Genomic DNA, 26,624 nt, shown 5'->3' with positions numbered 1-26,624 from the left:
ACAGATTTTTCGCCTCGCAAAAAAGACTATTCCAGCCGACTACAACCAGAAGGATATTACCTAGACATTCAATATGAAATATTATTACTATTTTCAGCTAGGTCGAGTTATGCCTTCTCCCGTCATTATCGAACAAGATCAAACCGCTTCCGTCGTCCTCACGGCCGATGTCTCCTCCTTGACCATCAACCCAGTAACAGTCACTGCCCCGACGGGTCAGAACGGAGTGGACGCGACGGCCGGTACAGGCGGCGACATTGCAGTTTACGGCAGTGTCGAGGGGGACTGGGGCATTCTGGATGGCTCAGCCACAAGGTTGAGCTACCGCGTTACCGTCTATAGCGGCGCATCAGTGACGGCCCGGGCGGTGAACGGCATCGGCGTTGCGCTCGGTGGAACCTCCATCATCAATCACGGGACGATCCAGGCCGAGAATGCTATTGGGATCAGTATTGGCGGCACGAGCGACAATACCGTTCTCAATACAGGCGCGATCACGGCTACCCGTGCGATGGAGATCCACGGGGCGAATCTCGTGATTACCAATGCCGGTTCGATCAATTCCGGCCACGGCATCTTCACATATGGCCAGAACACGACAATCACCAATTCGGGGCTGATCGAATGCGAGGGCCATGGCGTCGTCATGAAGTGGGTGGCGTCCTCCCCTCCCAGCCTGAACGTCTTCAATAATACAGGAACAGTCATTGCCGGTCTTTACTCGGTCGCGAGTGAGGGTGCGAATGTCGATCGAATCGTCAATCGTGGCCTCCTCGTTGGAGATATCAAACTTTTTGAGGGAAATGACTCGATCGATAACCGTCAGGGAACCATCCGTGGGGTCGTCGATATGGGGAGAGACAACGATACATTCCATGGCGGCGCAGGCGATGAGATCATCCGGCAGTGGCTCGGCGATGACGTCATCGACGGTGGAGATGGCATCGATACGGTCACCTTCGAGAGCACCGACATTGCTGCGGTTGTTGACCTCAGCATCACCACGGGGCAGGCGAACGGTTGGGGAAACGATGTCTATCTCAACATCGAGAACATCACCGGCGGCCTTGTGGCAGATCAGCTCAAGGGCAACGACAGTGCGAACCTGTTCGTCGGCAACGAAGGCGATGATACGCTCGCAGGAGGACGTGGCGATGATACGCTGATCGGAGGAAACGACAACGACGTGCTGGAGGGCGGCGAAGGCGAGGACACGGCGAGCTTCGAGGGCAGGAGCGCCGTAGCCGTCGATCTTAGGCTGATTACGGCCCAGGATACCGGTTACGGCCTGGATACTCTGAAAGGCATCGAGAACGTCATCGCCGGTTCGGGCGCCGACTCTCTGATCGGCAATTCAGACGCCAACCGACTTGTGGGCAATGGCGGCTTCGATACTCTGTCCGGTGATGCAGGCAACGACACGCTCGAAGGCGGCACCGGCAACGACACCATTCATGGAGGCTCGGACCAGGATCTGCTGCTTGGCGGAGATGGTTCCGATACTCTCACGGGGGGCACCGGCAACGACACGCTCGATGGCGGCAGCGGCGACGATCGGGCCATGTTCTCCGGTGCGAGAAACGATTACATCATTACGACCCTGGGCGACGGCAGCGTAACGGTGACCGATAAGGTGGCCGGTCGAGACGGCATCGATCTGCTCCGCGACGTCCAAGTCATCCAATTCGTTGACCAGACGCTCGATCTGCCTTTGCCGCCTGATCCGGTTGTTCCTTTGAGTACCAACTTAGTCCTGACGGGAACGCAGAAGGCGGACCGTCTGACGGGAGGCTCCGGAAACGATCAGCTTTCCGGGAGCGGCGGAAACGACATTCTCGTCGGCGGATCGGGGAGCGACACGCTCCGAGGCGGCGCCGGCATCGACTCACTCAGAGGCGAAGCCGGCAAGGACGTATTCATGTTCGACACTCGCCCAAGCAGCAGCAACTCGGACAAGTTGCTCGATTTCCGTATGGACGAAGATGTCATCTGGCTTGACGACAAGTTCTTCAAAGGAATCGGCAAAGGCTCCCTCGATAAGCCCGGAAAGCTAGTGAAAGCTGCGTTCTGGAAGGGCGCAAAAGCGCACGATGCTTCCGATCGGATCATCTACGACAGCAGCAAGGGCGTGCTCTACTACGATCCCGACGGCACGGGCGCGGCAGCGCAGATCAAGATAGCCACGCTTCCGAAAAAGCTGGCGCTGAGTCACACAGCTTTCTTCGTGATCTGACGGGCTGCGGAATCCCACATAGTCATGAACGGTCGGCCCACGTCAGGCGACGCAGGCCGGTCACGTCGATCAGAGATCAGACCCTATAGCGCCCGTTGCGCTTCACATAGACCGTCGTGCCGACGGGGACGCGCTCGTAGAGATCGGCTACGTCCTCATTGAGCATGCGCACGCAGCCCGAGGAGACCTGCTCGCCGATGCTCCAGGGCTCGTTGGTGCCGTGGATGCGGAAGAGAATATCGTGGCCGTCCTGGTAGAGATACAGTGCGCGGGCGCCGAGCGGATTGTCGAGCCCCGCCTCCACGTAGCGCGGCAGTTCCGGCTTGATTCCGACCATGGTCTTGGTGGGCGACCAGTTGGGCCACACGCCCTTGCGGCCGACGGATGCTGTGCCCCTCCAGGAGAACCCCTGCTTGCCGACGCCGACGCCGTAGCGCATCGCCTTGCCGTCAGACTGGACGAGATAGAGCATGCGTTCATCGATATCGACCACGATGGAGCCCGCCTTCTCGGGGCCTTTGTACTCCACCGTCTGGCGGGCGTATTTCGCGTCCATCAGACGCCGGTCGACCAGCGGGATGTCGTGCGGCTTGTCCGGCATGGTGCCGATATACCAAGCGGAATCGTCTGTTGCGGCAACCGCGTTGGGTTGCTGCTGGGCGGTCTGGCAGGCAGCGAGGGGCGCGCTCAGGAGAGCGGCGATCAGCAGGCGTCGAATCATGGTCACTCAACCAAGTGAATCAGTTGCCGCCTACCTAGGGCGTTGATGGCGGCTTGGCTGTGCCCCCCGCGCAACACCTTAACATGATTTAGCCCCGCCGGCCTCTCGAGAGATTGTCTCCAAAGGGGTGAGAACATCCCCCTTCCGAGGCAGACGAAGGACTTCGGAAGCCCGATGCCCCTATCCCTCGATGCGGGAGAAATCCGCCACGGTGCGGGTCGCTTCGCGGATGTCGTTGAGGAGCCGCAGGCGGTTCGCCCGGAGGTCTGCGTCCTCCGCGTTGACGGTCACCTTGTCGAAGAACGCATCCACGGGCTGGCGCAGCCGCGACAGGGCGCGCATCGCCCCCTCGAAATCTTCCGCCTCGATGGCTGTCTTCGCCTCCTCCTTGGCACCGTGGAGAACCACGGCCAGTGCCTTCTCCTCGATCTGCCCCTGATCGTTCACGATCTGGAGGTCGGGCGCCTCACTGTAGGCGCGCCCATCCTTCTTCTCCTCGATGCGCAGGATGTTGGCCGCGCGGCGATAGCCCGCGAGCAGGTTCCTGCCGTCCTCCGTGTCGAGGAAGCGGCCGAGCGCCTCTACCCGGCGGACGATCATGAGCAGGTCGTCCTGTCCTTCCAGGGAGAACACCGCATCGATGAGATCGTGGCGCGCGCCCTGGTCGCGGAGATAGACCTTCAGACGATCGGCGAAGAATGAGAGGAGGTCGAGCGCACGCACATACATGATGCGCGCGAGGCTCTCGGAATTCCCCAGCTGCCGCTGCCGGAAGATGGATTCGAGATCCGGAAGAGTTGGATGAGCGACAAGCCCCGCGATGGCGCTGTCGTCGATCGCCTCGACGAGCTTCTTGGCCTGCATGAACTCTTCGAAGAGAACGTCCTTCGCATCGCGGGCGAAGGGCTTCGCCAGCAGAGAGATCAGCGGCAGCTTGAGATTGTTCTCGAGCACCAGCCGGATCACGCCCAGGGCCGCACGACGCAAAGCATAAGGATCCTTCGATCCCGTCGGCTTCTCGTCGATGGCCCAGAAGCCCACGAGAGTGTCGATCTTGTCAGCAAGCGCCACGGCGACGGAAACCGGATCGGTCGGCACGCGGTCGGACGGGCCGAGCGGCTTGTAATGTTCCTCGATGGCGGCCGCCACGGACGGGTGCTCGCCCTGCAGCGTCGCATAGTAGCGGCCCATGAGACCCTGCAGCTCGGGGAATTCGCCGACCATCTCGGTGACGAGATCGGCCTTGGCGAGACGCGCTGCCCGCTCCGCCAGCGCCGGGTCGGCACCGACGATGGGTGCCAATTCCTTGGCGAGCGCCGCGATGCGCTCCACGCGCTCGTACTGCGTGCCGAGCTTCTCGTGGAACACGATGGATTTCAGCTTCTCCAGCCGGTCTTCCAGCTTCACCTTCTGGTCCGTCTCCCAGAAGAATTTCGCATCGGACAGGCGTGCGCGCACCACGCGCTCGTTGCCGCCCACGATGGTCTTGCCGCCGTCGCCGGCGATGAGATTCGAGGTCAGCAAGAATTTGTTGGCAAGCTTGCCGGTGTTGAAATCGCGCAGCACGAAGCATTTCTGGTTCGCCCGGATGGTGGTGCGGATCACTTCCGGCGGGATGTCGAGAAACGCTTCGTCGAACGAGCCCATGAGCACCACGGGCCATTCCACGAGGCCAGCGACCTCCTCGAGCAGGCCTTCATCCTCGACGAGTTCGAGGCCCTGCGCGAAGGCGAGATCCTTCGCGTCGTGCAGGATCATGTCCTTGCGGCGATCCGTATCGATCACGACCTTCGCGCGCTCCAGCGCGGGCGCATAATCGTCGAAGCGCTTCACGCGGATCTCGTCGGGAGCAAGGAAGCGGTGCCCCCTCGTGACATCGCCCGATGCGATGCCGTCGATCTCGAAACGCACCACTTCCGGATCCTCGGTCTCGGGTCCGAAGGTGCAGATGACGGAATGGAGCGGACGCACCCAGCGCAGGCTTCCGGGCTCGCGCGACGCTGCTCCCCAGCGCATGGATTTCGGCCAGGGGAAGTTCTTGACGATGCCGGGCAGGATTTCCGCCAGGACATCCGGCGTCGAGCGGCCGGGCCTCTCGATGACGGCGACGTAGAACTCGCCCTTCTTCGGATCGCTCTCGATCTTCGCCTGATCGATGGATGACAGCCCCGCCCCTTTTAGGAAGCCCTGGATCGCCGCATCGGGCGAGCCGACGCGCGGGCCTTTGCGCTCCTCGCGCACGTCCTGCCCCTTCACCGGCAGGCCGGCCACATGGAGCGCCAGCCGCCGCGGCGTGGCGAAGGTCTTTGCGCCCTCATAGAGGAAGCCGCGCTCCACGAGCGCATCGGTCACAAGCTTCTTCAGATCCTCCGCCGCACGGCGCTGCATGCGGGCGGGGATTTCTTCGGAAAAGAGTTCGAGGAGAAGATCGGGCATCGGAGAACTTTATGTCTGAGGGAAGTCAACGGATGGGGACGGCACTCAAGCCGCCACGCCTCCGCCCTCGGTCTTCAGCCATGCCGCGCCGCAGGCCTTCGCCAATTCGCGGACGCGCAGGATGTAGCTCTGGCGCTCGGTGACGGAGATCACGCCGCGGGCATCGAGCAGGTTGAACATGTGGCTGGCCTTGATGCACTGGTCGTAGGCCGGCAGCGCCATCAGGTGGCGGTTGTCGTTGGAGCCGGGCTTCGGCTCGCCGTCTTCGAGATACTTGCGGCAGGCAGCCTCCGCGTCGCGAAAGTGCCGGAACAGCATCTCGGTGTCGGCATATTCGAAATTGTGGCGCGAATATTCCTGCTCGGCCTGGAGGAAGATGTCGCCATAGGTGACCTTCCGGTCGCCGTCGAGCCCGTTGAAGTTGAGTTCGTAGATCGATTCCACGCCCTGAAGATACATGGCGAGGCGCTCGAGACCGTAGGTCAACTCGCCCGCGACGGGCGAGCATTCGAAGCCCGCCACCTGCTGAAAGTAGGTGAACTGCGACACTTCCATGCCGTCGCACCAGCATTCCCAGCCGAGACCCCAGGCGCCGAGCGTCGGACTCTCCCAGTCGTCCTCGACGAAGCGGATGTCGTGGACGCTCGTATCGATGCCGATGGCCTTGAGTGAGCCGAGATAGAGCTCCTGCAGGTTCGGCGGGTTCGGCTTCAGGATCACCTGGAACTGGTAATAGTGCTGGAGCCGGTTCGGGTTCTCGCCGTAGCGCCCGTCCTTCGGGCGGCGGGAAGGCTGCACATAGGCGGCGCGCCAGGGCCTGGGACCCAGAGCCCTCAGGGTGGTCGCCGGGTGGAACGTGCCCGCTCCGACCTCCATGTCGTAGGGCTGGAGAATGACGCAGCCCTGTTCGGCCCAGTAGCGCTGGAGGGTGAGGATCAGGCCCTGGAAAGAGCGCGCAGGGTTCATGTGCGCGGGTTCGCTCGTCATATCGGCGTCCGGTTCGTCTCGAAAATGTCAGGCGAACCCTTGGGATGGCGGGCGGCCCAAGTCAAGCGTTGGAGCATCCGGGCCCCTCACAACCCCAGCCGCGCCCAGGCTGCCCGCTCCTCGAGGGCGCCGACGATCTCGCCCGGGTCGATCAGGCTGCTCTGCCCGAGGGATCGGCGGCCGAACAGGCGCCCCAGCAGCGGCGAGCGGGCAGGCTCGATCATGCGGAATTGCACTTTCTCGCCGAAGCGCTGACGCAGGATGGTACGGATGTCGCCGAGCCCGTCGATGAGGCCGAGATCGAGCGCCTCCGCACCGACCCAGAAGGCGCCGGAGAAGAGATCGTCATAGGAATCGTTGAGCTTTTCGCCCCGGCGATCGCGGACGAGATCCTCGAAAACCTGGTGGATCTGGCGCTGGAGCCCCTTCAGGCGCACCACGTCGTCCGGGTTCTCGGGCCGGAACGGGTCGAGCATCGCCTTGCTCTTGCCTGCCGTATGAACCCGCCGCTCGATGCCGATGCGCTCGATCAGCTCATGGAAGCCGAAGCTGGCGGAGACGACCCCGATGGAGCCGACGATGGAGGCCGGATCGGCATAGATCTCGTCCGCCGCGCAGGCGATCATGTAGCCGCCGGACGCCGCCGCATCCTCCACGAAGGCGATCACGGGGAGCTTCTTCTCCTCCGCGAAGGCCCGGATGCGCTTGAAGATCAGGTGCGACTGCGCGGCCGAACCGCCCGGCGAGTTGATGACCAGCGCCACCGCCTTCGCGCCCGGCACCGAGAAGGCGCGCTCCAGGAGCGGCGCCACGCTCGCCATGGCGAGCCCCGCCCGCAGAGGCATCACGGCGCCGATCGGACCTGACAGGCGCACGACGGGCACGATCGGATCGGGATAGGTGCGATATTTGTTCGGAAGGAGAAATTGCAGTCGCGACGGGAGCATGGAGGAGAACGATGTTTGAGCCATGGCAGTTATGTAGGGTGCACGGCACGGCTTCCCAAGATGAACATACCGTTAGGGAAAATGTCGGGCTGCGTTCAGTTAAGACGGTTTAAATCTTCATCATGGACAACAGCCCGGTCGTGACACCGTTTCACCCTGGTGTCGGGGCGGTGTTGAGGAGAGAATGAATGCGTAAGCTGATGTTCGGCCTTCTTGGTTTTGCGGCTTTGGGCGTCGGCGCCCTGTCGGTCCAGCCGGCGGAGGCGCAACCCTATTATCCGGGATATGGCTATCGGGGACCTGCCGTGACCGTTCAGTACGGGGGCCCTCCTTATGGCCGCCCCTATTATGGGCGTCCCCATTACGGACGTCCCTATGGGGCTTACGGCCCGGTTCGCGCTGCGCGTCGCTGCTGGGTCGAGCCGCGCCGGGTGTGGAACGGCTATCGCTGGGTGCGCCGCCCCATCGAGGTCTGCCGCACGGTGGGCCGCCCCGGCTATCGCTACTAATCTCAGAAAAGGGCGCCGAAAGGCGCCCTTTCTCATAGAAGCGTGGCCTCCCCCCGATGCAGAGCCTCAGCCTGCGGGGTAAACCGCCCATCAGGCCCATTCAGGATCAGCGGCGGCAGGATGCTCAGCGGCCCCCTGCTCCCCTTGATCCCCGTCAACAGAAGGCGGATCGCCGGTCGGTCGGCGCTCGGGTGAACGAAGCGAAGCTCCAGGCCGCCGAGCCATTTTTCGACGACCCGAAGGCATTCGGCGGTCCGGTCGGCCCGGTGGATCAGGACGAGCCGCCCTTTCGGCTTGACCAGCCCAGCGCAGGCCTTGAGCCATGCCTCCAGCCCGCCGACCGGCAAGGCATGGGCTGCCGCCCGGCGTCCATCGGGCGAAATCCGGGCCTGCCCCTCCTCCAGGAACGGCGGATTGGTGAGGACGAGATCGGCACTTTCGGGATTGAGGCCCGCAGCTTGGCGAGAAACCTTGTCCAGCACATCCGCCACAGCCACTTCGCCCTCCACGCCGTTGTCCCGGCAATTGCGGAGGCACAATTCGGCCAAATGCGGATCGCGCTCCACGAAGACGAAGCGCGCGCGCCTCTCACGCGCCGCCACCATGAGCCCGACCGCCCCCGTGGCCGCCCCGACATCCACCACCACATCGTCCGGCCTCACCGGAGCCGACGCCGCGAGCAGCACCGCATCGGTGCCGGCCCGATGCCCCTTTTCCGGCTGGACGAGGTGGACGCGTCCGCCGAGCAGTAAATCCTCCGTGATCTCACTCATGGCGCAGCTCGGCCTCGAGCCCCGCCTCGACGATCAGCCGACGCGCCTGGAGCAGATGGTCCTCTGGCACCAGAATCCGGCGCGGGAAGGCGCCCGTCATGCCCTCCAGGGCGCTCATATGTGTGTCGGCGACGAGCACGGGGATATTGGCGTTTTGCAATAGGGATTGTAGGAAGCCGACCAGAACGAGATCGTTGGTGCGGACGATTTCGACCATCGGCGTGAGATCCTTCCTCTGCGGTAAGCGTTTGCATTGCAGCATGGAAAGTGCCATGCCAGTTGATATTCCTACCGGCCATGCCGGCCGGCAACCCGGGTAGTGACAGTGGGCGTCGTCGTTCCGTTCGAAGACAAGCATCCCGAGAAGAATGCGAGCATCGAGAAGCTCGTGTCCCTTGTGGCCTCCGACATGGAACGGGTCAATGCGATGATCCTGTCGCGCACGGGTTCCGAGGTCACGATGATCCCGGAGGTGGCGAACCACCTGATCTCCTCGGGCGGCAAGCGCCTGCGCCCCATGCTGACGCTGGCAACCGCCGGCCTCTCTGGCTACCAGGGCGACGGGCACGTGAAGCTCGCGGCCTCCGTGGAGTTCATGCACACTGCCACCCTCCTCCACGACGACGTGGTGGACGAGAGCGACATGCGCCGCGGCAAGATCGCCGCCCGAATCAAGTGGGGCAACGAGGCGAGCGTGCTCGTCGGCGACTTCCTGCTCGGGCAGGCCTTCCGCATGATGGTGGAGGTGGGTTCGCTCCGCGCCCTCGACATCCTCTCCGCCGCCGCGACCGTGATCGCCGAGGGCGAGGTGATGCAGCTCGCCGCCGCCAAGAACACCGAGACCACCGAGGACGAATACCTCGCCGTGATCCGCGGCAAGACGGCGGAACTCTTCGCCGCCGCCTGCGAGGTCGGGCCCGTGATCGCCGGTCGTCCCAAGGCGGAACAGGCCGCCTGCCGCTCCTACGGCATGAATCTCGGCATTGCCTTCCAGCTCGTGGACGACGCCCTCGATTACGGCGGCAAGGCCGCGACGCTGGGCAAGAACGTGGGGGACGATTTCCGCGAGGGGAAGATCACCCTGCCGGTGGTGCTTTCCTTCCGCCGCGGCACGGACGAGGAACGCGCCTTCTGGAAGCGGGTGCTCGAACAGGGCGAGATCGAGGATGCGGACCTCGAACAGGCCATCGCCATCATGCGCCGCCATAGGGCCCTGGAGGATACGGTCGAGCGCGCCCGCCACTACGGCGCCATGGCCCGCGACGCCCTCGCCCTCTTCCCATCGGGCCCCATGAAGCAGGCCCTCCTCGACACGGTCGATTTCTGTATCGCCCGGGCTTATTGAGGTCGAGTTCTCGGCTTCAGATGACCATGAAATCGAGATAGGTCATCTTGAGCTTCTTGGAGAGGATGGCGATCTCCACGGCTTGGGCCTTGCCCGAGCCGTCCTTGTCGTAGGAGAGCACGCCGGTCTTGTTGTTGTAGATCAGATAATCATCCTTATCCTGGGCCTTCGGCCCGATGACGAAGAATCCCTTTTTGATCTTGGCGGGCGTCATCTCCGTGCCCTTCTTACCGAGCTTGATGAACACAGCGTTGTCGAGCCAGATCGTATCATCCTTGACCTTGAAATCGGTGATCTTGTCGAAGTTCACCTTCCGGTCGGTCTTAGCCGTGCCGAGTTTCGAGGCAAAGACGAATATATCCTTGCCGTCGCCGCCACTCAGCACATCGTTGCCATACCCGCCCCAAAGCACGTCGTTGCCCAAGCCACCACCAAGGGTGTCGTTGCCGTCGCCACCCTTGAACACGTCGTCGGCCGCGCTGCCCACGGTCTTTTCCGGATCTGCGTTGCTGACATAAACCTCCAGCTGCTTGCTGTAGGTTCCGCCGAATTTGTCTGTCACCTGCACGGTTATCTTATGTGACGAGACCTGCTCGTGATCGAGCCTGAAGCCGTTGCCCACAAGAAGCTTGTTGCCGTCGATTTTAAACCGTCCGTCCGAGTTGACGATGGCATAGCTCTGCGTCTCGTCTTCATCGATATCGTTTGCTGACAGCATGCCAACAAGAGTTCCCTCGTCGGCGAGTTCCGCAGCCACGGTGCCGCTCAACAGAATATCGGTTGGGGCATTGTTGGTATCGTCATTGAGGATCGCGCCGCTCGCGTTGCCATTACCGATGGAGCTGCCAGTGCTTGGTTCGTAAAGTTCGACGGTGAAGGTCTCGTCCGCCTCGAAGATCGCGTCTCCCTTGACCTTCACGGTCACAATCTGCTCGGTCACGCCTGTGCCGAAGGAGACCTCGCCCGTCATGACGACAAAATCATTAGCCCTAAGGGTGCCGGACGGAAGCTGCACACGCCATTTTACGGTCGAATCGCCCACGTCGCTGGAGCGTGTGACCTTGAAAGTGAAGTCAGTCGTACCGCCTGCAGCGCCCTCGCGCTTGTTAGCCTGAACAGCCGCGATCGAAAGGACACTCTCTGGGGGCGTTTCACCCTGGATGGTGTTCAAGTTTACTGTCGTGCCGTTGAAGCTCACCTTCTCCACATTGCGGAGTTCGTCGGTTCCGTCCCCGGTCTGGCGCGTGTCCTTGAAGACGAACCTGCCATTGCTGAGCGAATAGATCGTGTAATCGGCGCGAGCACCGGAGAAGAGTACCGTGTCCTCCCCCGTTACACCGTCGAGAATATCGGTGCCCCGGCCTCCGTCGAGTTGATCATCGCCTGCACCGCCCCATAGCCTGTCATTGCCGCCGGCGCCATTCAGCGTATCGTTGTGATAGCCGCCATCGAGCTTGTCGGCATTGGACGTGCCATTCCAGACGAGACCGGTCACGTGGTTCGGGCTTGAATAATGATAAGTTACGACATCATTCGCGGGTTTGTGCTGCGTGGTGTAATCGGTCCAGGAGACTCCCCTGTCGGTCATCGGATTTTCGAAGGAGTAGTAGCTCCAGAGGAATGATCCCGCGAGCCATTGGCCGCCATAGTTCTCCATCACCTTGTATAGAGCGTTGTAGGCGTCGACCTGCTCCTGTGGGTCGTATGTGCCGCCGCTGCCATGGACACCTGGATCGCTGGTCGCTCCATCCATGCTGCGGTAGCCGACCTCGGTGAAGATCACCTGCTTGCCGTAATGCTCAGACAAGGACTTATAGTACTCGACGATCGTCTTGCCGCCGAGCAGCTCTCGAACCCAAGGGTTAAAATGCTGCTGCGTCCAGGCATTCACCATCTCATCGATGGTCGGATTGTAAGGCGATGCATCGCCTTCCGCATGCTTCGGGGTAAGCGGGTAATAAGCGTCGGAGCCGATGTAGTCGACCTTGTCCCAGAATCCGACATCCTTTACCGTCCAGTAGGTGGCCGCGTAGGTGACCTTGCCGGAGTAGACGGCGCGCACGGCATCAATGATCTCTCCCCATTTCTGGGTGTAGGTCTTGCCATCGCTGCAGACCCCCAACGGATTGATCATGCTGTCCATCTCAGTGCCGACGCAGATCATATCGGCGCCCGCCTGCTGCGCGACCTTGGCGTATTCGACCATCATCGCCTTGTAACTGGCGAACCAGGCCTTCGGATCGGTGGGAGTGAACGTGGCGCGCCAGACGCGAGGCTGTTCAGTTTCCACATGCGGCTTGAGCACGACCTTGAGGCCGTGGGCCTTGGCTGAGAGAATGGATTGCTTCACCTGCTCGAAGGTGTCGCTCTCATTGTCCCACTGATTCACATCCTCCGGATCGCCGAGACTCAGATAAACCGAGTTGCTGAACTTGTTCTGCTGGAAGAAGTTGGGGATGATCGTGACGGTATTGGCGCCGGTGGCGACGATCTGATTCATTGCCGCTTGGCCATCGGCATTGATGATTTGCCGACCATAATAGGAAGGCTGGGTGATGCTTTCCCACTCAAAGATTTCCTCGGAAGTCGGCATGGCTTGTCCCCTGTTCTCAATGGCGGATAACCCACGGTAGCGTTTATCAGCCGAATCTTTTTTATTTTATAACATTTCAAATAGATCTTGCCATTAAGCCGAACGGCTTAGCGTCCTCGTGAAGCGACGGACACAGTTAAGAGTGGTATCATCGCACGGCGCCATCGCTTTAGACGCGACCTTCAATGCCGATGCATCCCTCAAAGCGATTGCTTCCTGCCCAAGCCTTCTGCGCATGGCAGTTCTGTTCTTTTTACAGAACAAACCGGTTGACGAAAAATCCAATCTCTATAGAAAAGTCACGTCTTCAGGCGGCTCTCACCGCCTCAAAACCGCGGTGATTTGAGACGAGCAGCTTGCCCCGCGTGATCAAAGGCTAAAGCGCCACGAGCGGCTTCCGCCTCGTGGTTCACGAGGATCGAACGGCTATGACGCGCCTGGCTTTCGCAATCACGCCCATGCACCGGCCCTTGCCGGCCGAGCGTTGTTGTCGCTTCACCGCCTGATCCTCTCCTTCCTTCCGAACCACATGTCCGGCTTCGAGTTGAAGCCCGATACACTTTGCCTGAAAGGTCATCCCATGTCCGTTTTCACCCGCCGCAGCCTCCTGTCCGCGACCTTAGCGCTCGGTGCCGTCGTGGCCGCCGCACTGCCGGCCGCCGCCCAGCAGAAGAGCATCAAGGTCGGCGTCATGTCCGGCGCCGAGGAAGAGGTGGCGCAGGTCGTCAAGAAGGTGGCGGCCGGCAAGGGCCTGAACGTCGAGCTCGTCCCCTTCTCCGACTACGCCCTCGTCAACGAGGCGCTGGAGCGCAAGGACCTCGATGCCAACGCCTTCCAGCACAAGCCCTATCTCGATGCGCAGATCACTGCCCGCGGCTACAAGATCGTCCCCGTGGGCTTCACCTTCGTCCAGCCCATCGGCCTGTACTCCTCCAAGGTGAAAACCGTCGCCGACCTCCCGAAGGGCGCCAAGATCGGCATCCCGAACGATCCGAGCAACGGCGGCCGCGCGCTCAACCTTCTTGCCGCCCAAGGCGTGATCAAGATCAAGGAGGGCCAGGGTCTGTCGCCGAGCCTGCTCGACATCGCCGAGAACCCGAAGGACGTAAAATTCTCCGAACTCGACGCCGCGCAGCTGCCCCGCGCCCTGCCTGATCTGGACGCCGCCGTGATCAACACCGACCACGCCATCAATGCGGGCCTCGATATCCGCAAGGACACGATTGCGGTCGAGAAGCGCGAGGGCAATCCCTACGCCAACTTCGTGGCGGCCCGGCAGGGCGAGGAGAACCGCCCGGAGATCAAGACCTTCGTGGAATCCTATCAATCGCCGGAAGTCGCAAAATTCCTGGAAGAGCGCTTCAAGGGCGCCATCATCCCGGCGTGGTAAGTCATTTCACGATAGCCCACGAACTCCGCACGTCATGGCCGGGCTTGTCTCGGCCATGACGTCTTGGGAACTGTCACGATGCGATGACGTGATCGAATAATTACCGCAGGCTCGTCGCCTTCACCCACCAATCCTGCCGAGCGTGCTTGATCGTCTTCGCCGCCTCGGCAGCCGTCTCGCAATCGTCGTAGAGGCCGAACACCGTCGCGCCCGAGCCCGACATGCGTGCCAATCGGCAACCGGACGTCTCCCGTAACAAAGCAAGCGCCTCGCCGATCAGCGGCTGAAGCTGCAGCGCGGGCGGCTCGAGATCGTTGCGCGCGGCCTTCAGCGCATCGAGGAGCGAACTCCGCTCGATGCCCGGATGCCGCGCTTCCGTCAGGCGCTGACCGGGCCGCAACCCAAGCGCCTTGAACACAGCCGGGGTCTCCACCGGCACGCGTGGATTGACCAGCACGGCGAAGAGGCGCGGCAGGTTCAGCGGTTCCCCGAGATCCTCACCCACACCGCGCATCATGCGCGCTCTCGGCTCCAGGCAGACCGGAACGTCGGCTCCGGTCAGACGGGCGGCCTCGCGCAGGGCCGGATGAGACAGCGGCAAGCCGTTGAGCCGGGCCAGAAGCCGAAGGGCGGCGGCCGCATCGGAAGAGCCGCCGCCGATGCCGGCGGCCACCGGCAGGCGCTTCGTCAGATGGAAGGTGCCGAGTTGCAGGCCCTCCACGCGGTCGGCTAGAAGCCGCGCGGCTTTTAGAACGAGATTGTCGGCATCTCCGCCTGCAAGAGGTGCCGTCGGGCCGCTCACTTGAAGCGCCAGCCCGGTCCCCGATTCAAGCCGCAGATCGTCGCCCGTGCCGGCGAAGGCCACGAGGCTCTCCAGCTCGTGGTAGCCATCAGCGCGGCGCCCAAGCACGTGAAGGGTCAGGTTGATCTTGGCGGGGGCGCGGGTGGCGAGCGGCTGAGGCATGGCGCCTCCATGCCCGAGAGCGGAGCCATTGGGAAGGGCTTCTCGTGATGGTCACCCATAGCCCCTCTTCGTCATTACTGGCCCTGACCCGTGGTTCCTATCGATCAAGGCATGGCGCTTCACAGAAACGAGATGGCCGGCACAAGGCCGGCCATGACGGAAGATAGGATAGGGACAGGCTTTACCCGCCGTTCTGCTTCGGAGCTTCCGGCTCAGGCGGAGGCGCGTTCTCGGCAGCGGCCGGCTTCGGATCCTCTTCCAGACCGTTGTCGATCTTCTTGAGGATCTTCACGAGTTCCTCCTGCTCGGGATCGGAGGCCTTGGCGTGGTCCCACTGGAACTTCGCCTCGAGCTTGCGGCCGACCTTCCAATAGGCATCGCCCAGGTGGTCGTTGATGGTCGGGTCGCCGGGCTTCAGCTCGACGGCCTTTTCCAGCTCGCGCACGGCGTCGTCGTAGCGGCCCATGCGGTAATAGGCCCAGCCGAGCGAGTCGATGATCATGCCGTCGCGGGGCGCGAGCTCGACGGCCTTCGTAAGCATCTTGAAGGCCTCGTCGATATTCATGTTTTGGTCGACCCAGGAATAGGCGAGATAATTCATCACCTGCGCCTTGCCGGCCGGAAGCCCGTCAGGGACGAGTTCCAGGCTCTTCTTCAGATCGGCCTCAGCCTTGCCCCACTGCTTCGCGCGCTCATAGGACGTGCCGCGATAGAAGTAGAGGATCCAGTGGCCACGCTCCGGCTGGCCGATCAGCTTGATGGCCTTGTCGTAGGTCTCGGCGGCCTCCGCGAACTTCTTGCGTGAGCGCTGCACGTTGCCCAGCGCCATGACGACCTCCACGTCGTCCGGGCGCTCCTTCATGAGCTTTTCGAGATGGGCGATGGCGTCTTCGCCGCGGCCCATCAGCTCGAAATTATGCCCGATGGAGATATCGGCGCTTGCCCGGACAGGAGAGCCCTTGGGAATGCGCTCGAAGATCGCATTGGCCTTGTCGTATTGCTTCAGGCGCTCATAGACGTCGCCGAGGGTGACGAGGGCGAGCGGATGATCGGGCTTCAGGTCGAGACCGAGCCGCAGGTAGATGATGGCGGTGAGCTCGTCGCCTTGCGTGTTGCCGACGACGCCGAGGCCATAGAGCAGCTCCGCCGCGCCGTCCTGCGCATTGGTAACGAGCGGCTGGAGAGGCTTGTCCTCTTCGAGGGCCTTCATGGCCGCGCGGACGATCGGATGGCGCGGCGCCACCTCGTCGAAGGCCTTGTAAATCTTCAGCGCCTCGTCCTTGCGGCCGCGCTTGGCCAGGAACCGGCCATAGGCGTCGACCACCTGCAGGGTGTTGCGCTCGCTCTCGTAAGCCGCCTTGAAGCGCTTCTCGGCCTCCGCAGGGTTGCCCACCACATCCGCGATGAGGGCCGCGTGGTATTCCCTGAACTGGTCGAAGGCGCGCTCGTTCTTGAGCTTGTCGACGGTCGCGAGCGCCTGCTTGCCATCCTTGGAACCCGCATAGGTCCAGGCCGTGAGCAGCGTTGCGGTCAGATCGGCCTGACGCCCGCGCGTTCCCTTCGACAGGCGGGTGCGGGCATCGGCGTATTTCTGGCTCTTCATGGAGCGGACCGCGAGAGCGAACTGCGCCAGGTTGTTGGATGCATCCTGTGCGGAAAGCCGCTCGGCCGCGCGCACGGCCTCGCTCATGGAGCCGTTGGCCAGGAAGGCCACGAAGGCCCGCTCCAGAAGCTCCTGGTTGCGGGAGTCCTCCTGGATCGCCTCGCGGAAAAAGATGGACGCCGCCTCGGTGTCCCTGGCGGACCCCGCCACATAGGCCGACAGGAAGTTGCCCTCCAGGCTCTGGGCCGGCCTCACGGTCTCATCATCGGCCGTGTTGGCTGCGACGGCCGGGGCCGCGAGCAGACCGGCGGCCAAAAACATCAATGCAGGCAGACCCTTGTGGGCCAAAGGCAGTTTCAAAATGGGCACGAAGCGCGGCTCCAATCATCGCAGCATCTCTGGATAGCGGAGATGTGCGCCAAATCAGGCCGGAGAATGGCGTTTCCCTCTTGTAGCCGCAAGGGGAAGATTGCCGCTGGCCCCGTAAAAGCGTCGTGAGGGGTTGCGTCACCCGTCATCATCGGCCTGTGCCGACATCGAGGCCTTGGCGGCGCGGCCGCTCCGTGACGGGGCGCGTGTGCTGATGGTGCGTGTCAAAGAGCCAGCACCTTGGGGCCCGCAGCGGGTGCTGCGAGCCTGAAGGTCAGTCGAGGGAGGGTGCCAGGACCATCCGGCTCGCTATGCATGTGAGAGTGGAAGAGCCGGACGGCGTCTTGCACGCGGTTCTTTTAGGCGTTTAGACTTGGACCAGCACACGGCTGCCAAGGGCCTCCGGCCACACGCTTGCGAGGCCTGCGACCGGACCGCTTCCCGCCCCACACTGGCTGACGCCTCGCGAGCGCGCCCCTCGTCGGGCGGGAATAGAGAACGATATAGCCGAGCTTGCACCGGCTGTCAAGAACAAATTAAGAACATAACATCGGCCATTCCTGCCCCTCGACGTCATCACCGACCTCGTGCCGGTGATATCGATCCTGTGAAGCGCCGAGCCTTTCCGTATCGGGATGGCCGGGACAAGCCCGGCCATGACGTGGTGGATGTCATTTCCGGACGAAGCGTCAGCTGAGAGGAAGGGACGAGAAGACCAACCTCACATATTGACATAGTTCGGCCCGCCGCCGCCTTCCGGGGTGACCCAGGTGATGTTCTGGTTCGGGTCCTTGATGTCGCACGTCTTGCAGTGAACGCAGTTCTGGGCGTTGATCTGGTAGCGTGGACCGCCCTCGCCCTCCACCCATTCATAGACGCCCGCCGGGCAGTAGCGCTGCGAGGGGCCGCCATAGACCCCAAGCTCCGATGCCTTCTGCAGCCCCATATCCTTAACCTTGAGGTGGGCCGGCTGGTCCTCCTCATGGTTGGTGTTGGACAGGAACACCGAAGACAGCCTGTCGAAGGTCAGCACCCCGTCCGGCCGGTCGTACCTGATCGGCTTGACCTGATCGAGGGGCAGCAAGGTCTCATAGTCGGGCTTGCCGTGCTTCATCGTGCCGAAAGGCGACCAGCCGAATAGCTCGGTCAGCCACATGTCGAGCCCGCCGAGCGCCACGCCGGCCGCCGTGCCGTATCTGGACCAGAGCGGCTTCACGTTGCGCACGCGCTTGAGATCATAGCCGATCGGCGAGGCCCGCCAGGATTCCTCGTAAGCCGCGACCTCGTCGTGGGCCCGCCCCGCCTGCAGGGCGGCAAAGACGTGGTCGGCGCAGAGCATGCCCGACAGGATCGCGTTGTGGCTGCCCTTGATGCGCGGCACGTTGACGAAGCCGGCCGAGTCGCCGACCAGGCAGCCGCCGGGGAAGGAGAGCCGCGGCACCGACTGCCAGCCGCCCTCCATGATGGCGCGCGCCCCGTAACCGATGCGCTTGGCGCCCTCGAACACGTCGCGCACCATCGGGTGCGTCTTGAAGCGCTGGAATTCGTCGAAGGGCGACAGGGTCGGGTTCTTATAGTTCAGGTGCACCACAAAGCCGACGGACACGAGATTGTCGTCGAAATGGTAGAGCCAGGAGCCGCCGCCCGCGTTGTTCGGCAGCGGCCAGCCCATGGAATGGCGCACGAGACCGGGCCGGAACTTGTCGGGCTTGACCTGCCACAGCTCCTTGATGCCGATGCCGTACTTCTGGTGATCGCGACCCTGATTGAGACCGAAGCGCTCGATCATCTGCTTGGTGAGCGAGCCCCGCGCGCCTTCGCCGAAGATCGTGTACTTGGCGCGCAGCTCCATGCCGCGGGTGAAATTGGCGTTGGGCCCGCCGTCGCGGCTGATGCCCATATCGCCGGTAGCCACGCCCACCACCTTGCCGTCCTCGACCAGCACCTCTGACGCCGGGAAGCCGGGATAGATCTCGACCCCGAGCTCCTCCGCCTTGCGGCCGAGATAGCGGGCGACGTTGCCGAGAGAACCGACGAAGTTGCCGTGGTTGTTCATGAGCTTGGGCATGAACACGTTCGGCAGCGTCACGCCGCCGGCATGGCCGAGATACATGAACTCGTCGGCGGTGACTTGCGTCTTAAGCGGCCGGTCGGGATCGGTGCGCCAGTCCGGCAGGAGAGCGTCGAGGCCGATGGGGTCGATCACCGCGCCGGAGAGGATGTGGGCGCCGACCTCGGAGCCCTTCTCCACCACGACTACGGAGATATCCGCCCCCTGCTCCATCGCCTGCTGCTTGAGCCGGATCGCCGTCGCCAGGCCGGCCGGGCCCGCGCCCACGACGACGACGTCGAACTCCATCGATTCACGGGCGGGCAGATCGGCCATGGCTTCCTCCTGATACGCAGCGGCAACGTTCGAAACGACGAAAGGTTTACATATGAACCATTCGTTCGATTTCTCAAGTCGTTCTCGTCACATCACTCTCCTAGCTTCATTGCCGTGAAGCTGAAAGTTCTCTTTCCGCATAAGATTATGCCAAAATCCGATGAAGGCCGGCCTGCTACGGAGGTTGTAGAAGGCTGCCCCGGTTGTTCGGCAAGGCCGGGAGGTTTACAAAAAGAGCATGCAGGATCATCCGTCCGACCATGCGGCGTTCTATACGCTTTTCGAGACCTCCATCGGTCACTGCGGTCTGGCCTGGAACGGGCGCGGCGTCCTCGGCTTTCAGCTCCCGGAAGACGATGCGACCAGGACGCGGGGCCGGATCGCCAAACGCTTTGCCGGGATCGTCGAAACCCCGCCGCCGCCGGATATCCTAGGCATCATCGCGGATGTGACGGCGCTGCTGAGCGGTGAAGCACGCGACCTGTCCCATGTCGCGCTCGACATGGACGGCCTGACGGATTTCGACCGCCGCGTTTACGAGTTCGCCCGGGGCATCCCACCGGGCCGCGTTCTGACCTATGGTGAAGTCGCCTCCCGGCTCGGCATCGACAACGCCCGGGCCATCGGTCAGGCTCTTGGGCGCAATCCATTCGCCATCATCGTCCCCTGTCACCGGGTCATCGCGGCGGGCGGCAAGCTCGGAGGCTTCTCGGCCAATGGCGGCGCCACGACCAAACGCCGCCTCCTTGCCATCGAGGGCGCAAGGCGCGACGAGAACCCGACCCTGTTCGATCTGATCTCGTGAAGGAAAGATCGTCGGATCCCGTGCAGGTCCGAGTTGTCCACAGTCCTCGGAATGCTTACATACGATCCATGCAGGATCTCCCTTCCGACCGTGACGCTCTCCAGGCGCTCCTCGACTTCCATGTCGAGGCGGGGGTGGATCTTGCGCTCGACGAGACGCCGCACAACCGCTTCGCCGAACCCAAGGCCGAGCGAATTCAGCCGAAAGCCGGGGCTCAACCTTCCACACCCAAAGCATCTCCCGCCACGTCCAGCCCCTCCCCGCGCGCCCTGCCGAAGGCGGCCGCGAGCGCTCCGGAAGAGGTGGCCAGCATGGCCCGGGAACAAGCGCGCCATGCAAGGTCCCTGGAGGAGCTGGAGGCCATTCTTGCGGGCTTCGACGGCTGCGCCCTGAAGTTCTCGGCCAAGAATCTCGCCTTCGCGGACGGCAACCCGGACGGCCGCGTCATGCTTGTGGGCGAAGCGCCCGGGGCAGACGAGGACCGGATCGGAAAGCCGTTCATGGGCCGGTCCGGCCAGCTCCTCGACCGCATGCTCGCGACCATCGGGCTCGACCGCACCCAGGTCTACGTCGCCAACATCGTGCCATGGCGTCCGCCGGGCAATCGCACGCCGACCCCGCAGGAAATCGCCATCTGCAAGCCGTTCATCGCGCGGCAGATCGAGCTGGCAAGCCCGGAATTCGTGCTCTGCCTCGGCGGTCCCGCCGCCCAGAACCTGCTCGGCCTCAAGGACGGCATCCTGCGCACGCGCGGCCGCTGGTTCACCTACAAGACGGAGGATGGGCGGGAGATGAGGGCTCTGCCGACCCTGCATCCGGCCTATCTGCTGCGCCAACCCCTGCAGAAGCGGCTCGGCTGGCGGGATTTCCAGGCTCTGAGGCGCGCCCTCGACGGCCGGGAGTAAGAGGCTCTCGCGGTCCGGCTCGGAACCGGTCTATATGCTTAAGCCTTAAGCATCTGCGGCAAGGAATGCCGCTGCCGGAAGGTGGATCATGCGCTGGGAAGATTTTCGAACCTCGTCCAATGTTGAAGACCGTCGCGGCATGGGCATGGGCGGAGCGGGCGGCCTCGGTATCGGAACCATCGTGATCCTCGGCCTTGTCGGCTGGGCGCTCGGGATCGATCCACGCATCCTCATCGGCGGCGCCGAGATGATGACGGGCGGCGGCTCCGGTTATCAGCAGCAACAGCAGGGGCGCCAGGGCACACCGCAGGATGAAGCCGGCCGCTTTGCCTCCGCCATCCTCGGCAACACGGAAGACGTGTGGAAAGAGGTTCTGCCCCAGCAGGCCAACCGGCAATATCAGGCACCGAAGCTCGTGCTCTTCTCGGATGCGACCCGCTCCGGCTGCGGCGGCGCGCAATCGGCCATGGGGCCGTTCTACTGCCCGCTCGACCAGACCGTTTACATCGACCTGTCCTTCTTCCAGGAAATGCAGCAGCGCTTTCGCGCGGGTGGCGATTTCGCCTATGCCTATGTGTTGGCCCACGAGGTCGGCCATCACGTGGAGAACCAGCTCGGCATCCTGCCCCGCGTGCAGGAACGCCAGCAGCAGGTCGGACGGGCCGAGGCCAACCAGCTCTCCGTTCGCGTCGAGCTGATGGCGGATTGCCTCGCGGGCGTCTGGGCGCACCATTCCAACCAGCGCTGGCAATCGCTCGAACAGGGCGACATCGAGGAGGCGATCCGCGCCGCCGAGGCCATCGGCGACGACCGGCTGCAGAAGCAGAGCCAAGGGCGCGTGGTCCCCGACAGCTTCACCCACGGCTCCTCCGAGCAGCGCATGCGCTGGCTCACCACGGGTTTGAAAAGCGGCTCGATCCAGGCCTGCGATACGTTCCGGGCGGCGAAGCTTTAATTCAGTCCCACGTCGTCATCCCGGACGGCGAAAGCCGATCCGGGATCGTTACCAGGATAAAGCGACATTCTCGTCTCGCGATCCCGGATCTTCGCTGCGCTCCGTCCGGGATGACGGCAGTGGATACATAAGCGCCTCTGCGCTAGAAAACGTCTATCAGACGAGAGCCTTCCATGCCCGGCATCGACGACACGCTCCCCTTCATTCCTCTCGGCATCGCAGTGCTGACCATCTCCGACACGCGCTCGCTCGATGAGGACAGATCGGGCACGACGCTCGCCGAGCGCCTCACCTCTGCAGGGCATCGCTTGGCCGACAGAGCCATCGTGACCGACGACGTGGACGCCATTCGCGGTGCGGTTCAGGGCTGGATCGCCGATTCCACTATCGACGTGGTCATCACCACGGGCGGCACGGGCTTTACCGGCCGCGACGTGACGCCGGAGGCCATCGAGCCCCTGTTCGACAAGCGGATGGAGGGCTTCTCCGCCGTCTTCCACCGCATCTCCTACGACAAGATCGGCACCTCGACGATCCAGTCGCGGGCAACCGCCGGCGTTTCCGGCACGACCTTCATCTTCGTGCTGCCGGGCTCGCCCGGCGCCTGCAAGGATGCCTGGGACGGCATTCTGTCGACGCAGCTCGACTACCGCTATCGGCCGTGCAATTTCGTCGAGATCATGCCGCGCCTCGACGAACATCTGAAGCGGGGCAAGCTGAGAGGCTGATTATCCGAAGACCGGGTCGCGCTCGATGGTGGCGGACAGCCGCACGGGCATGCGGGCCCTTACCTCTTTCAACAGCACCCGGCGGTGAACCAGATCGCCGGCGCGCACCTTTGAATCGGCGAACAGGTTGGTGAGAGCACTCGCCACGCCGCCGCGCCGACGCCGCATTCTGGCAAGTCCTTGCTCGGGCTTGGAGAGCGCCACGAACCGGTCGAGCACCCGGATCCAGCCCTCCTGCGGAATGTCGCCGTCGTCGAGGCACAAGAGCCAGTCGCGCCGCGCGGCCTTCGCCCCCTCGATCCAGGCGCTGCGCTCCGCAATCACCAGGGTCGCCCCGGCGGCATCGGCCACCTCCGCCAGAACGTCATCCTGCCTATCCGCTAGGATGACGGCATCGCCGATCAGCCCGGCGGCGACGGCCGGGACGAGGGCGCTCAGGGTGGCGGCAAGGGCTTCAGGCCCATGGGAGACGCGGACGAGAACGGTAATCATATGAACACTATAATGGCTCTGCTCCCTTCCGTCGCTAGGACATTCTCGACTCGGCGCTCTTGATTTTGTTCCTGTTTTGTTCTTAAGCTTGGGACTTCCGACACAGATTCGTTCGAGGCCGCCATGAGCGTTCGCGCCAAAGACCCCGCCCGCGATCCTTTCCGCAACCGGCCTGTAAAGCGCACCCCTCTGGAAGCCGCTGAGGCCGCGCGGCGGCGCATGGACGATCCGGCCTACAGGGTCGAGGTGGAGCGCCGCCGGGGCCGGGGCGCCTCCGCCAATCCGTCCGGCCGCTATGAGCCGGCGCAGCGCGAAGCCTTCGACGACGGCTGGGATCTCGAGGAGGAGTTCCCCGCCCTGCCGACCGAGGTCATTCTCGAGAAGCCGCGCACGATCATCACCAGGAACGACTCGCCCGACATCCTGTTCGAGAAGTCGATCAACCCCTATCGTGGCTGCGAGCACGGCTGCTCCTATTGCTTCGCGAGGCCCACCCACGCCTTCCAGGGGCTGTCCTCCGGGCTCGACTTCGAGACCAAGATCTTTGCGAAGCCCAATGCGGCGGAATTGCTGGAAAAGGAGCTGCGGGCCTCGAACTACCAGCCGACGACGATCGCGCTCGGCTCCAACACCGACCCTTACCAGCCGGTGGAGCGCCGCTTCCGCATCACGCGGTCCATCCTCGACGTGCTGAACCGGATGAATCATCCCGTCGGCATCGTGACGAAATCGGCCCTCGTGACCCGCGACATCGACATCCTGAGCCGGATGGCCGCAAAGCAGCTCGCCAAGGTGGCGATCTCGGTCACGACGCTCGACCCGAAGCTCGCCCGGTGCATGGAGCCCCGCGCCGCCGCTCCGGCCAAGCGCCTGGATACGATCCGCAAGCTGTCCGAGGCCGGAATTCCCGTGACGGTGCTGGTCGCTCCCATCATTCCGGCGATCAACGATCACGAGATCGAGGCGATCCTGAAGGCCTGCGCCGAAGCCGGTGCGCAGGAGGCGGGCTACGTGCTCCTGCGCCTCCCTCACGACCTCAAGGACCTGATGCGCGACTGGCTCGCCGAGCATTACCCGGACAAGCTCAAGCACGTCTTCACGCTCCTGCAGGAGGCGCGCGGCGGCAAGGATTACGATGCCGAGTGGAGCACCCGCCAATCCGGCATCGGCCCCTATGCCTGGATGCTGGGCCGCCGATTCGAGACCACATCCGAACGGCTTGGACTGAACAAGCGGAACCTGAGGCTCAGAAAGGACCTGTTCCAGGTGCCGCCGAAGGAGACGGGGCAGTTGAGTTTGTTCTAGTTGCATCCCCTCCACGTCATGGCCGGGCTCGTCCCGGCCATCCCGCTTCAGTGAAGCGCCGCACCTTACCGATCGAGATCACCGGCACGAGGCCGGTGATGACGTGAGGTGCGACTCTCCTGTCCACGCATGAGGGATGACAGCGCCCCACGTTCCCGCTTTCATCCCGCCCATGACAGACCCGATTCGCCTGAAGCAGAAACCCGGCCTCGGCCTCGGCCGCGAGTTGTCCGCCCGCGCGCAGGGTTTCACCTGCATCGCCGGCCTCGACGAGGTCGGGCGCGGGCCGCTGGCGGGGCCGGTGGTGTCGGCGGCGGTCGTGCTCGATCTCGACAACGTGCCGAAGGGCCTGGCCGATTCGAAGGCCCTGACGGCGACCAGGCGCGAGGCCCTGTTTGCGGAGATTGTCGCGAAGTCCCATGTGGGCATCGCGTCGGTGTCGCATCAGGAAATCGACACCATCAACATCCGCCAAGCCTCCCTGCTCGCCATGTGCCGGGCGCTTGCCGCGCTTCCCTGCAAGCCCGACATGGCCTTCGTCGACGGCAACGACGCGCCGGCCCTGCCCTGTGCGACGGAAGCGGTCATCAAGGGTGATTCGTCCATCGCGTCGATCGCGGCGGCATCCATCGTGGCGAAGGTGGTCCGCGACCGCATGATGGCGCGGCTCGGGAACGCTTACCCGGCCTATGGTTTTGCCAGCAATGCGGGCTACAGCACGAAGGCGCATCTTAGCGTGATCGCCAGCGAGGGCCCCTGCCCGTTCCATCGCCTGAGTTTCTCGCCTCTGCGCCAAGGGTTACTGGACCTGTAACCTCCCTTAACGCTGATTAACGAAAAAATTCAATATTTTCAATGCGTAGGCAAGTTTTGCCGATCCAAAATATTTGGACTTTCTCGCATTTGGAAACCTCCTCTTTACCCTATCCGATCATGATCCTGAGTGTCAGTTGCGTAACCGGTGATCACCCATGGGTACCTTGCGTACCGGGGCTGCCGGCGCCGCCTCCCGGATCCATGTCTCGCGTACCGGGCGGTCTGCGCCGGCACCTCGGACGGGGCGTAAATCGCCCCTCTCCGTTCTGCCGCCGTCTCTTCCTCTCAATGAGATTCTTCTCGGCGACTGCATCGCCAATCTCGAGAAGCTTCCGCCTGAGAGCGTGGACGTGGTCTTCGCGGATCCGCCTTACAATCTCCAGCTCGAACAGGCGCTGACGCGCCCGGACCAGAGCCTCGTCGATGCCGTCGACGACGACTGGGACAAGTTCGCGAGCTTTGCCGATTACGACGCGTTCACCCGCGCGTGGCTTCTCGCCGTGCGCCGCGTGATGAAGAAGAACGCGACACTCTGGGTCATCGGCTCCTATCACAACATCTTCCGCGTCGGCTCAGCCCTGCAGGATCTCAATTTCTGGATCCTCAACGACATCGTTTGGCGCAAGGCCAATCCGATGCCGAACTTCAAGGGCCGCCGCTTCACGAACGCGCACGAGACCATGATCTGGGCCTCGAAGAGCGCGGAGTCGAAGGGCTACACCTTCCATTACGATGCGCTCAAGGCCGGAAACGAAGACGTGCAGATGCGCTCGGACTGGTTCCTCCCGATCTGCACCGGCGACGAGCGCCTGAAGGATGCGCAGGGGCGCAAGGTTCACCCGACACAGAAGCCCGAGGCCCTGCTCGCGCGCATCCTGCTGTCCTCGTCCAACCCGGGCGACGTGGTGCTCGACCCCTTCTTCGGTTCCGGCACGACGGGCGCCGTCGCCAAGATGCTGGGCCGCAACTTCATTGGCCTGGAGCGGGATTCGACCTACGCCAAGGCGGCACGGGCGCGAATCGACGCGGTCGAGCCGCTCTCCGACGTGTCGATTGCGGCAGCGCCGGAGAAGCGCACGGAAGTGCGCGTGCCGTTCCTGTCGCTCATCGAGGCCGGCCTCGTGAAGGCGGGCGAGACCCTGGTGGACGAGCGCCGCCGCCACAAGGCGGTGGTGCGCGCCGACGGGACGCTCGCTCTCGGCGCCATCGTAGGCTCGATCCACAAGATCGGGGCCCTGACCCAGGGGTTTCCGTCCTGCAACGGTTGGACCTTCTGGAACGTGGAGCGTGGCGGAAAGCTCATCTCCATCGACGAGTTCCGGGCGAAGGTGCGCGCCGAAATGGCCGCTTGACCTTTGCGGC

The 26,624-nt window shown here is 63.3% G+C and carries 23 protein-coding genes; 12 read left to right on the top strand and 11 right to left on the bottom strand.

What is annotated here, in order from left to right; translation table 11 throughout:
• The first annotated feature begins 73 nt into the window (after positions 1–73).
• Positions 74–2,233 (top strand): calcium-binding protein, encoded by a 2,160-nt coding sequence (locus AB4097_RS02550; RefSeq protein ID WP_442036946.1) that lies wholly within the window; start codon positions 74–76, stop codon positions 2,231–2,233.
• A gap of 76 nt (positions 2,234–2,309) precedes the next feature.
• On the opposite strand, the gene AB4097_RS02545 is transcribed toward AB4097_RS02550, so the two are convergent.
• The 4 genes from AB4097_RS02545 to AB4097_RS02530 all read right to left on the bottom strand — a co-directional run bounded on the left by AB4097_RS02545 (position 2,310) and on the right by AB4097_RS02530 (position 7,348).
• Positions 2,310–2,954, bottom strand: coding sequence for a L,D-transpeptidase (locus AB4097_RS02545; RefSeq protein WP_442036944.1), 645 nt, complete (start codon positions 2,952–2,954; stop codon positions 2,310–2,312).
• 180 nt (positions 2,955–3,134) lie between these two features.
• The gene (glyS, locus tag AB4097_RS02540) at positions 3,135–5,390 is read right to left on the bottom strand and encodes a glycine--tRNA ligase subunit beta (RefSeq protein ID WP_442036942.1); all 2,256 of its coding nucleotides are present in this window, start codon (positions 5,388–5,390) and stop codon (positions 3,135–3,137) included.
• 45 nt (positions 5,391–5,435) lie between these two features.
• Positions 5,436–6,377 carry a glycine--tRNA ligase subunit alpha gene (locus AB4097_RS02535; protein ID WP_442036940.1) on the bottom strand — a complete coding sequence of 314 codons (942 nt, stop codon included), beginning with the start codon at positions 6,375–6,377 and terminating at the stop codon, positions 5,436–5,438.
• Between the two features lie 86 nt (positions 6,378–6,463).
• Positions 6,464–7,348 (bottom strand): S49 family peptidase, encoded by an 885-nt coding sequence (locus AB4097_RS02530; protein ID WP_442036938.1) that lies wholly within the window; start codon positions 7,346–7,348, stop codon positions 6,464–6,466.
• A gap of 164 nt (positions 7,349–7,512) precedes the next feature.
• Here AB4097_RS02530 and AB4097_RS02525 point away from each other — a divergent pair, with 164 nt between their 5' ends.
• On the top strand, positions 7,513–7,833 hold the full coding sequence (locus tag AB4097_RS02525) for a hypothetical protein (RefSeq protein ID WP_442036936.1): 321 nt from the start codon (positions 7,513–7,515) through the stop codon (positions 7,831–7,833).
• Positions 7,834–7,865: 32 nt separating this feature from the next.
• Here the strand turns inward: AB4097_RS02525 and AB4097_RS02520 are convergent, their stop codons facing one another.
• Positions 7,866–8,606, bottom strand: coding sequence for a tRNA1(Val) (adenine(37)-N6)-methyltransferase (locus AB4097_RS02520; protein ID WP_442036934.1), 741 nt, complete (start codon positions 8,604–8,606; stop codon positions 7,866–7,868).
• Positions 8,599–8,823, bottom strand: a complete 225-nt coding sequence (locus tag AB4097_RS02515) for a putative signal transducing protein (protein WP_442036932.1) — start codon at positions 8,821–8,823, stop codon at positions 8,599–8,601. Before AB4097_RS02515 ends, AB4097_RS02520 begins: the two co-directional genes overlap by 8 nt.
• Before the next feature lie 108 nt (positions 8,824–8,931).
• Here AB4097_RS02515 and AB4097_RS02510 point away from each other — a divergent pair, with 108 nt between their 5' ends.
• Positions 8,932–9,951 (top strand): polyprenyl synthetase family protein, encoded by a 1,020-nt coding sequence (locus tag AB4097_RS02510; RefSeq protein ID WP_040639358.1) that lies wholly within the window; start codon positions 8,932–8,934, stop codon positions 9,949–9,951.
• A 16-nt stretch (positions 9,952–9,967) separates the two neighbouring features.
• On the opposite strand, the gene AB4097_RS02505 is transcribed toward AB4097_RS02510, so the two are convergent.
• Positions 9,968–12,544: a glycoside hydrolase family 113 gene (locus AB4097_RS02505; RefSeq protein WP_442036929.1), complete on the bottom strand. Its 2,577-nt coding sequence runs from the start codon at positions 12,542–12,544 to the stop codon at positions 9,968–9,970.
• 142 nt (positions 12,545–12,686) lie between these two features.
• Here AB4097_RS02505 and AB4097_RS02500 point away from each other — a divergent pair, with 142 nt between their 5' ends.
• Positions 12,687–12,890 carry a hypothetical protein gene (locus tag AB4097_RS02500; protein WP_442036927.1) on the top strand — a complete coding sequence of 68 codons (204 nt, stop codon included), beginning with the start codon at positions 12,687–12,689 and terminating at the stop codon, positions 12,888–12,890.
• A 234-nt stretch (positions 12,891–13,124) separates the two neighbouring features.
• Positions 13,125–13,934 carry a MetQ/NlpA family ABC transporter substrate-binding protein gene (locus tag AB4097_RS02495; RefSeq protein WP_442036925.1) on the top strand — a complete coding sequence of 270 codons (810 nt, stop codon included), beginning with the start codon at positions 13,125–13,127 and terminating at the stop codon, positions 13,932–13,934.
• A 100-nt stretch (positions 13,935–14,034) separates the two neighbouring features.
• Here AB4097_RS02495 and AB4097_RS02490 read toward each other — a convergent pair whose 3' ends face one another.
• From AB4097_RS02490 to AB4097_RS02480, 3 genes are all read right to left on the bottom strand, one after another.
• Positions 14,035–14,898 carry a 4-(cytidine 5'-diphospho)-2-C-methyl-D-erythritol kinase gene (locus tag AB4097_RS02490; protein WP_442036923.1) on the bottom strand — a complete coding sequence of 288 codons (864 nt, stop codon included), beginning with the start codon at positions 14,896–14,898 and terminating at the stop codon, positions 14,035–14,037.
• 181 nt (positions 14,899–15,079) lie between these two features.
• The gene (locus AB4097_RS02485) at positions 15,080–16,870 is read right to left on the bottom strand and encodes a tetratricopeptide repeat protein (protein WP_442036921.1); all 1,791 of its coding nucleotides are present in this window, start codon (positions 16,868–16,870) and stop codon (positions 15,080–15,082) included.
• A gap of 721 nt (positions 16,871–17,591) precedes the next feature.
• Complete coding sequence (locus AB4097_RS02480) at positions 17,592–19,256, bottom strand: electron transfer flavoprotein-ubiquinone oxidoreductase (RefSeq protein ID WP_442036919.1); 1,665 nt, start codon at positions 19,254–19,256, stop codon at positions 17,592–17,594.
• A 238-nt stretch (positions 19,257–19,494) separates the two neighbouring features.
• Between AB4097_RS02480 and AB4097_RS02475 the strand changes: the two genes are divergently transcribed.
• The 4 genes from AB4097_RS02475 to moaB all read left to right on the top strand — a co-directional run bounded on the left by AB4097_RS02475 (position 19,495) and on the right by moaB (position 22,649).
• A complete protein-coding gene (locus AB4097_RS02475; RefSeq protein ID WP_442036917.1) occupies positions 19,495–20,061 on the top strand; it encodes a methylated-DNA--[protein]-cysteine S-methyltransferase in 567 nt (188 codons plus the stop codon).
• A 68-nt stretch (positions 20,062–20,129) separates the two neighbouring features.
• On the top strand, positions 20,130–20,966 hold the full coding sequence (locus AB4097_RS02470) for a uracil-DNA glycosylase (RefSeq protein ID WP_442036915.1): 837 nt from the start codon (positions 20,130–20,132) through the stop codon (positions 20,964–20,966).
• 88 nt (positions 20,967–21,054) lie between these two features.
• A complete protein-coding gene (ypfJ, locus tag AB4097_RS02465; protein WP_442036914.1) occupies positions 21,055–21,921 on the top strand; it encodes a KPN_02809 family neutral zinc metallopeptidase in 867 nt (288 codons plus the stop codon).
• 173 nt (positions 21,922–22,094) lie between these two features.
• Complete coding sequence (gene moaB, locus AB4097_RS02460; protein ID WP_442036912.1) at positions 22,095–22,649, top strand: molybdenum cofactor biosynthesis protein B; 555 nt, start codon at positions 22,095–22,097, stop codon at positions 22,647–22,649.
• Here the strand turns inward: moaB and AB4097_RS02455 are convergent, their stop codons facing one another.
• Positions 22,650–23,141: a hypothetical protein gene (locus AB4097_RS02455; RefSeq protein ID WP_442036910.1), complete on the bottom strand. Its 492-nt coding sequence runs from the start codon at positions 23,139–23,141 to the stop codon at positions 22,650–22,652.
• A gap of 219 nt (positions 23,142–23,360) precedes the next feature.
• Here AB4097_RS02455 and AB4097_RS02450 point away from each other — a divergent pair, with 219 nt between their 5' ends.
• The 3 genes from AB4097_RS02450 (at position 23,361) to AB4097_RS02440 (ending at position 26,614) form a co-directional block, all read left to right on the top strand.
• Positions 23,361–24,446, top strand: coding sequence for a PA0069 family radical SAM protein (locus AB4097_RS02450; RefSeq protein WP_442037071.1), 1,086 nt, complete (start codon positions 23,361–23,363; stop codon positions 24,444–24,446).
• A gap of 172 nt (positions 24,447–24,618) precedes the next feature.
• Complete coding sequence (locus AB4097_RS02445) at positions 24,619–25,260, top strand: ribonuclease HII (RefSeq protein WP_442036908.1); 642 nt, start codon at positions 24,619–24,621, stop codon at positions 25,258–25,260.
• Positions 25,261–25,417: 157 nt separating this feature from the next.
• Positions 25,418–26,614 carry a site-specific DNA-methyltransferase gene (locus AB4097_RS02440; RefSeq protein WP_442036906.1) on the top strand — a complete coding sequence of 399 codons (1,197 nt, stop codon included), beginning with the start codon at positions 25,418–25,420 and terminating at the stop codon, positions 26,612–26,614.
• Positions 26,615–26,624: the final 10 nt, after the last annotated feature.

Origin of the sequence: Microvirga sp. 2MCAF35 (genome assembly GCF_052115545.1) — a bacterium.
Taxonomy (GTDB): Bacteria; Pseudomonadota; Alphaproteobacteria; order Rhizobiales; family Beijerinckiaceae; genus Microvirga.
The sequence above is the reverse complement of the archived record's forward strand: the minus strand, read 5'-3'. Positions and strand labels throughout refer to the sequence as shown.

Coding starts and splice junctions, on each gene's coding strand:
- AB4097_RS02480 (WP_442036919.1), bottom strand. CDS start 19,256: ATGGCCGATCTGCCCGCCCGTGAATCGATGGAGTTCGACGTCGTCGTC.
- AB4097_RS02495 (WP_442036925.1), top strand. CDS start 13,125: ATGTCCGTTTTCACCCGCCGCAGCCTCCTGTCCGCGACCTTAGCGCTC.
- AB4097_RS02475 (WP_442036917.1), top strand. CDS start 19,495: ATGCAGGATCATCCGTCCGACCATGCGGCGTTCTATACGCTTTTCGAG.
- AB4097_RS02535 (WP_442036940.1), bottom strand. CDS start 6,377: ATGACGAGCGAACCCGCGCACATGAACCCTGCGCGCTCTTTCCAGGGC.
- AB4097_RS02450 (WP_442037071.1), top strand. CDS start 23,361: ATGGACGATCCGGCCTACAGGGTCGAGGTGGAGCGCCGCCGGGGCCGG.
- AB4097_RS02520 (WP_442036934.1), bottom strand. CDS start 8,606: ATGAGTGAGATCACGGAGGATTTACTGCTCGGCGGACGCGTCCACCTC.
- AB4097_RS02440 (WP_442036906.1), top strand. CDS start 25,418: ATGGGTACCTTGCGTACCGGGGCTGCCGGCGCCGCCTCCCGGATCCAT.
- AB4097_RS02505 (WP_442036929.1), bottom strand. CDS start 12,544: ATGCCGACTTCCGAGGAAATCTTTGAGTGGGAAAGCATCACCCAGCCT.
- AB4097_RS02515 (WP_442036932.1), bottom strand. CDS start 8,823: ATGGTCGAAATCGTCCGCACCAACGATCTCGTTCTGGTCGGCTTCCTA.
- AB4097_RS02470 (WP_442036915.1), top strand. CDS start 20,130: ATGCAGGATCTCCCTTCCGACCGTGACGCTCTCCAGGCGCTCCTCGAC.
- glyS (WP_442036942.1), bottom strand. CDS start 5,390: ATGCCCGATCTTCTCCTCGAACTCTTTTCCGAAGAAATCCCCGCCCGC.
- AB4097_RS02525 (WP_442036936.1), top strand. CDS start 7,513: ATGCGTAAGCTGATGTTCGGCCTTCTTGGTTTTGCGGCTTTGGGCGTC.
- moaB (WP_442036912.1), top strand. CDS start 22,095: ATGCCCGGCATCGACGACACGCTCCCCTTCATTCCTCTCGGCATCGCA.
- ypfJ (WP_442036914.1), top strand. CDS start 21,055: ATGCGCTGGGAAGATTTTCGAACCTCGTCCAATGTTGAAGACCGTCGC.
- AB4097_RS02445 (WP_442036908.1), top strand. CDS start 24,619: ATGACAGACCCGATTCGCCTGAAGCAGAAACCCGGCCTCGGCCTCGGC.
- AB4097_RS02455 (WP_442036910.1), bottom strand. CDS start 23,141: ATGATTACCGTTCTCGTCCGCGTCTCCCATGGGCCTGAAGCCCTTGCC.
- AB4097_RS02545 (WP_442036944.1), bottom strand. CDS start 2,954: ATGATTCGACGCCTGCTGATCGCCGCTCTCCTGAGCGCGCCCCTCGCT.
- AB4097_RS02550 (WP_442036946.1), top strand. CDS start 74: ATGAAATATTATTACTATTTTCAGCTAGGTCGAGTTATGCCTTCTCCC.
- AB4097_RS02490 (WP_442036923.1), bottom strand. CDS start 14,898: ATGCCTCAGCCGCTCGCCACCCGCGCCCCCGCCAAGATCAACCTGACC.
- AB4097_RS02530 (WP_442036938.1), bottom strand. CDS start 7,348: ATGGCTCAAACATCGTTCTCCTCCATGCTCCCGTCGCGACTGCAATTT.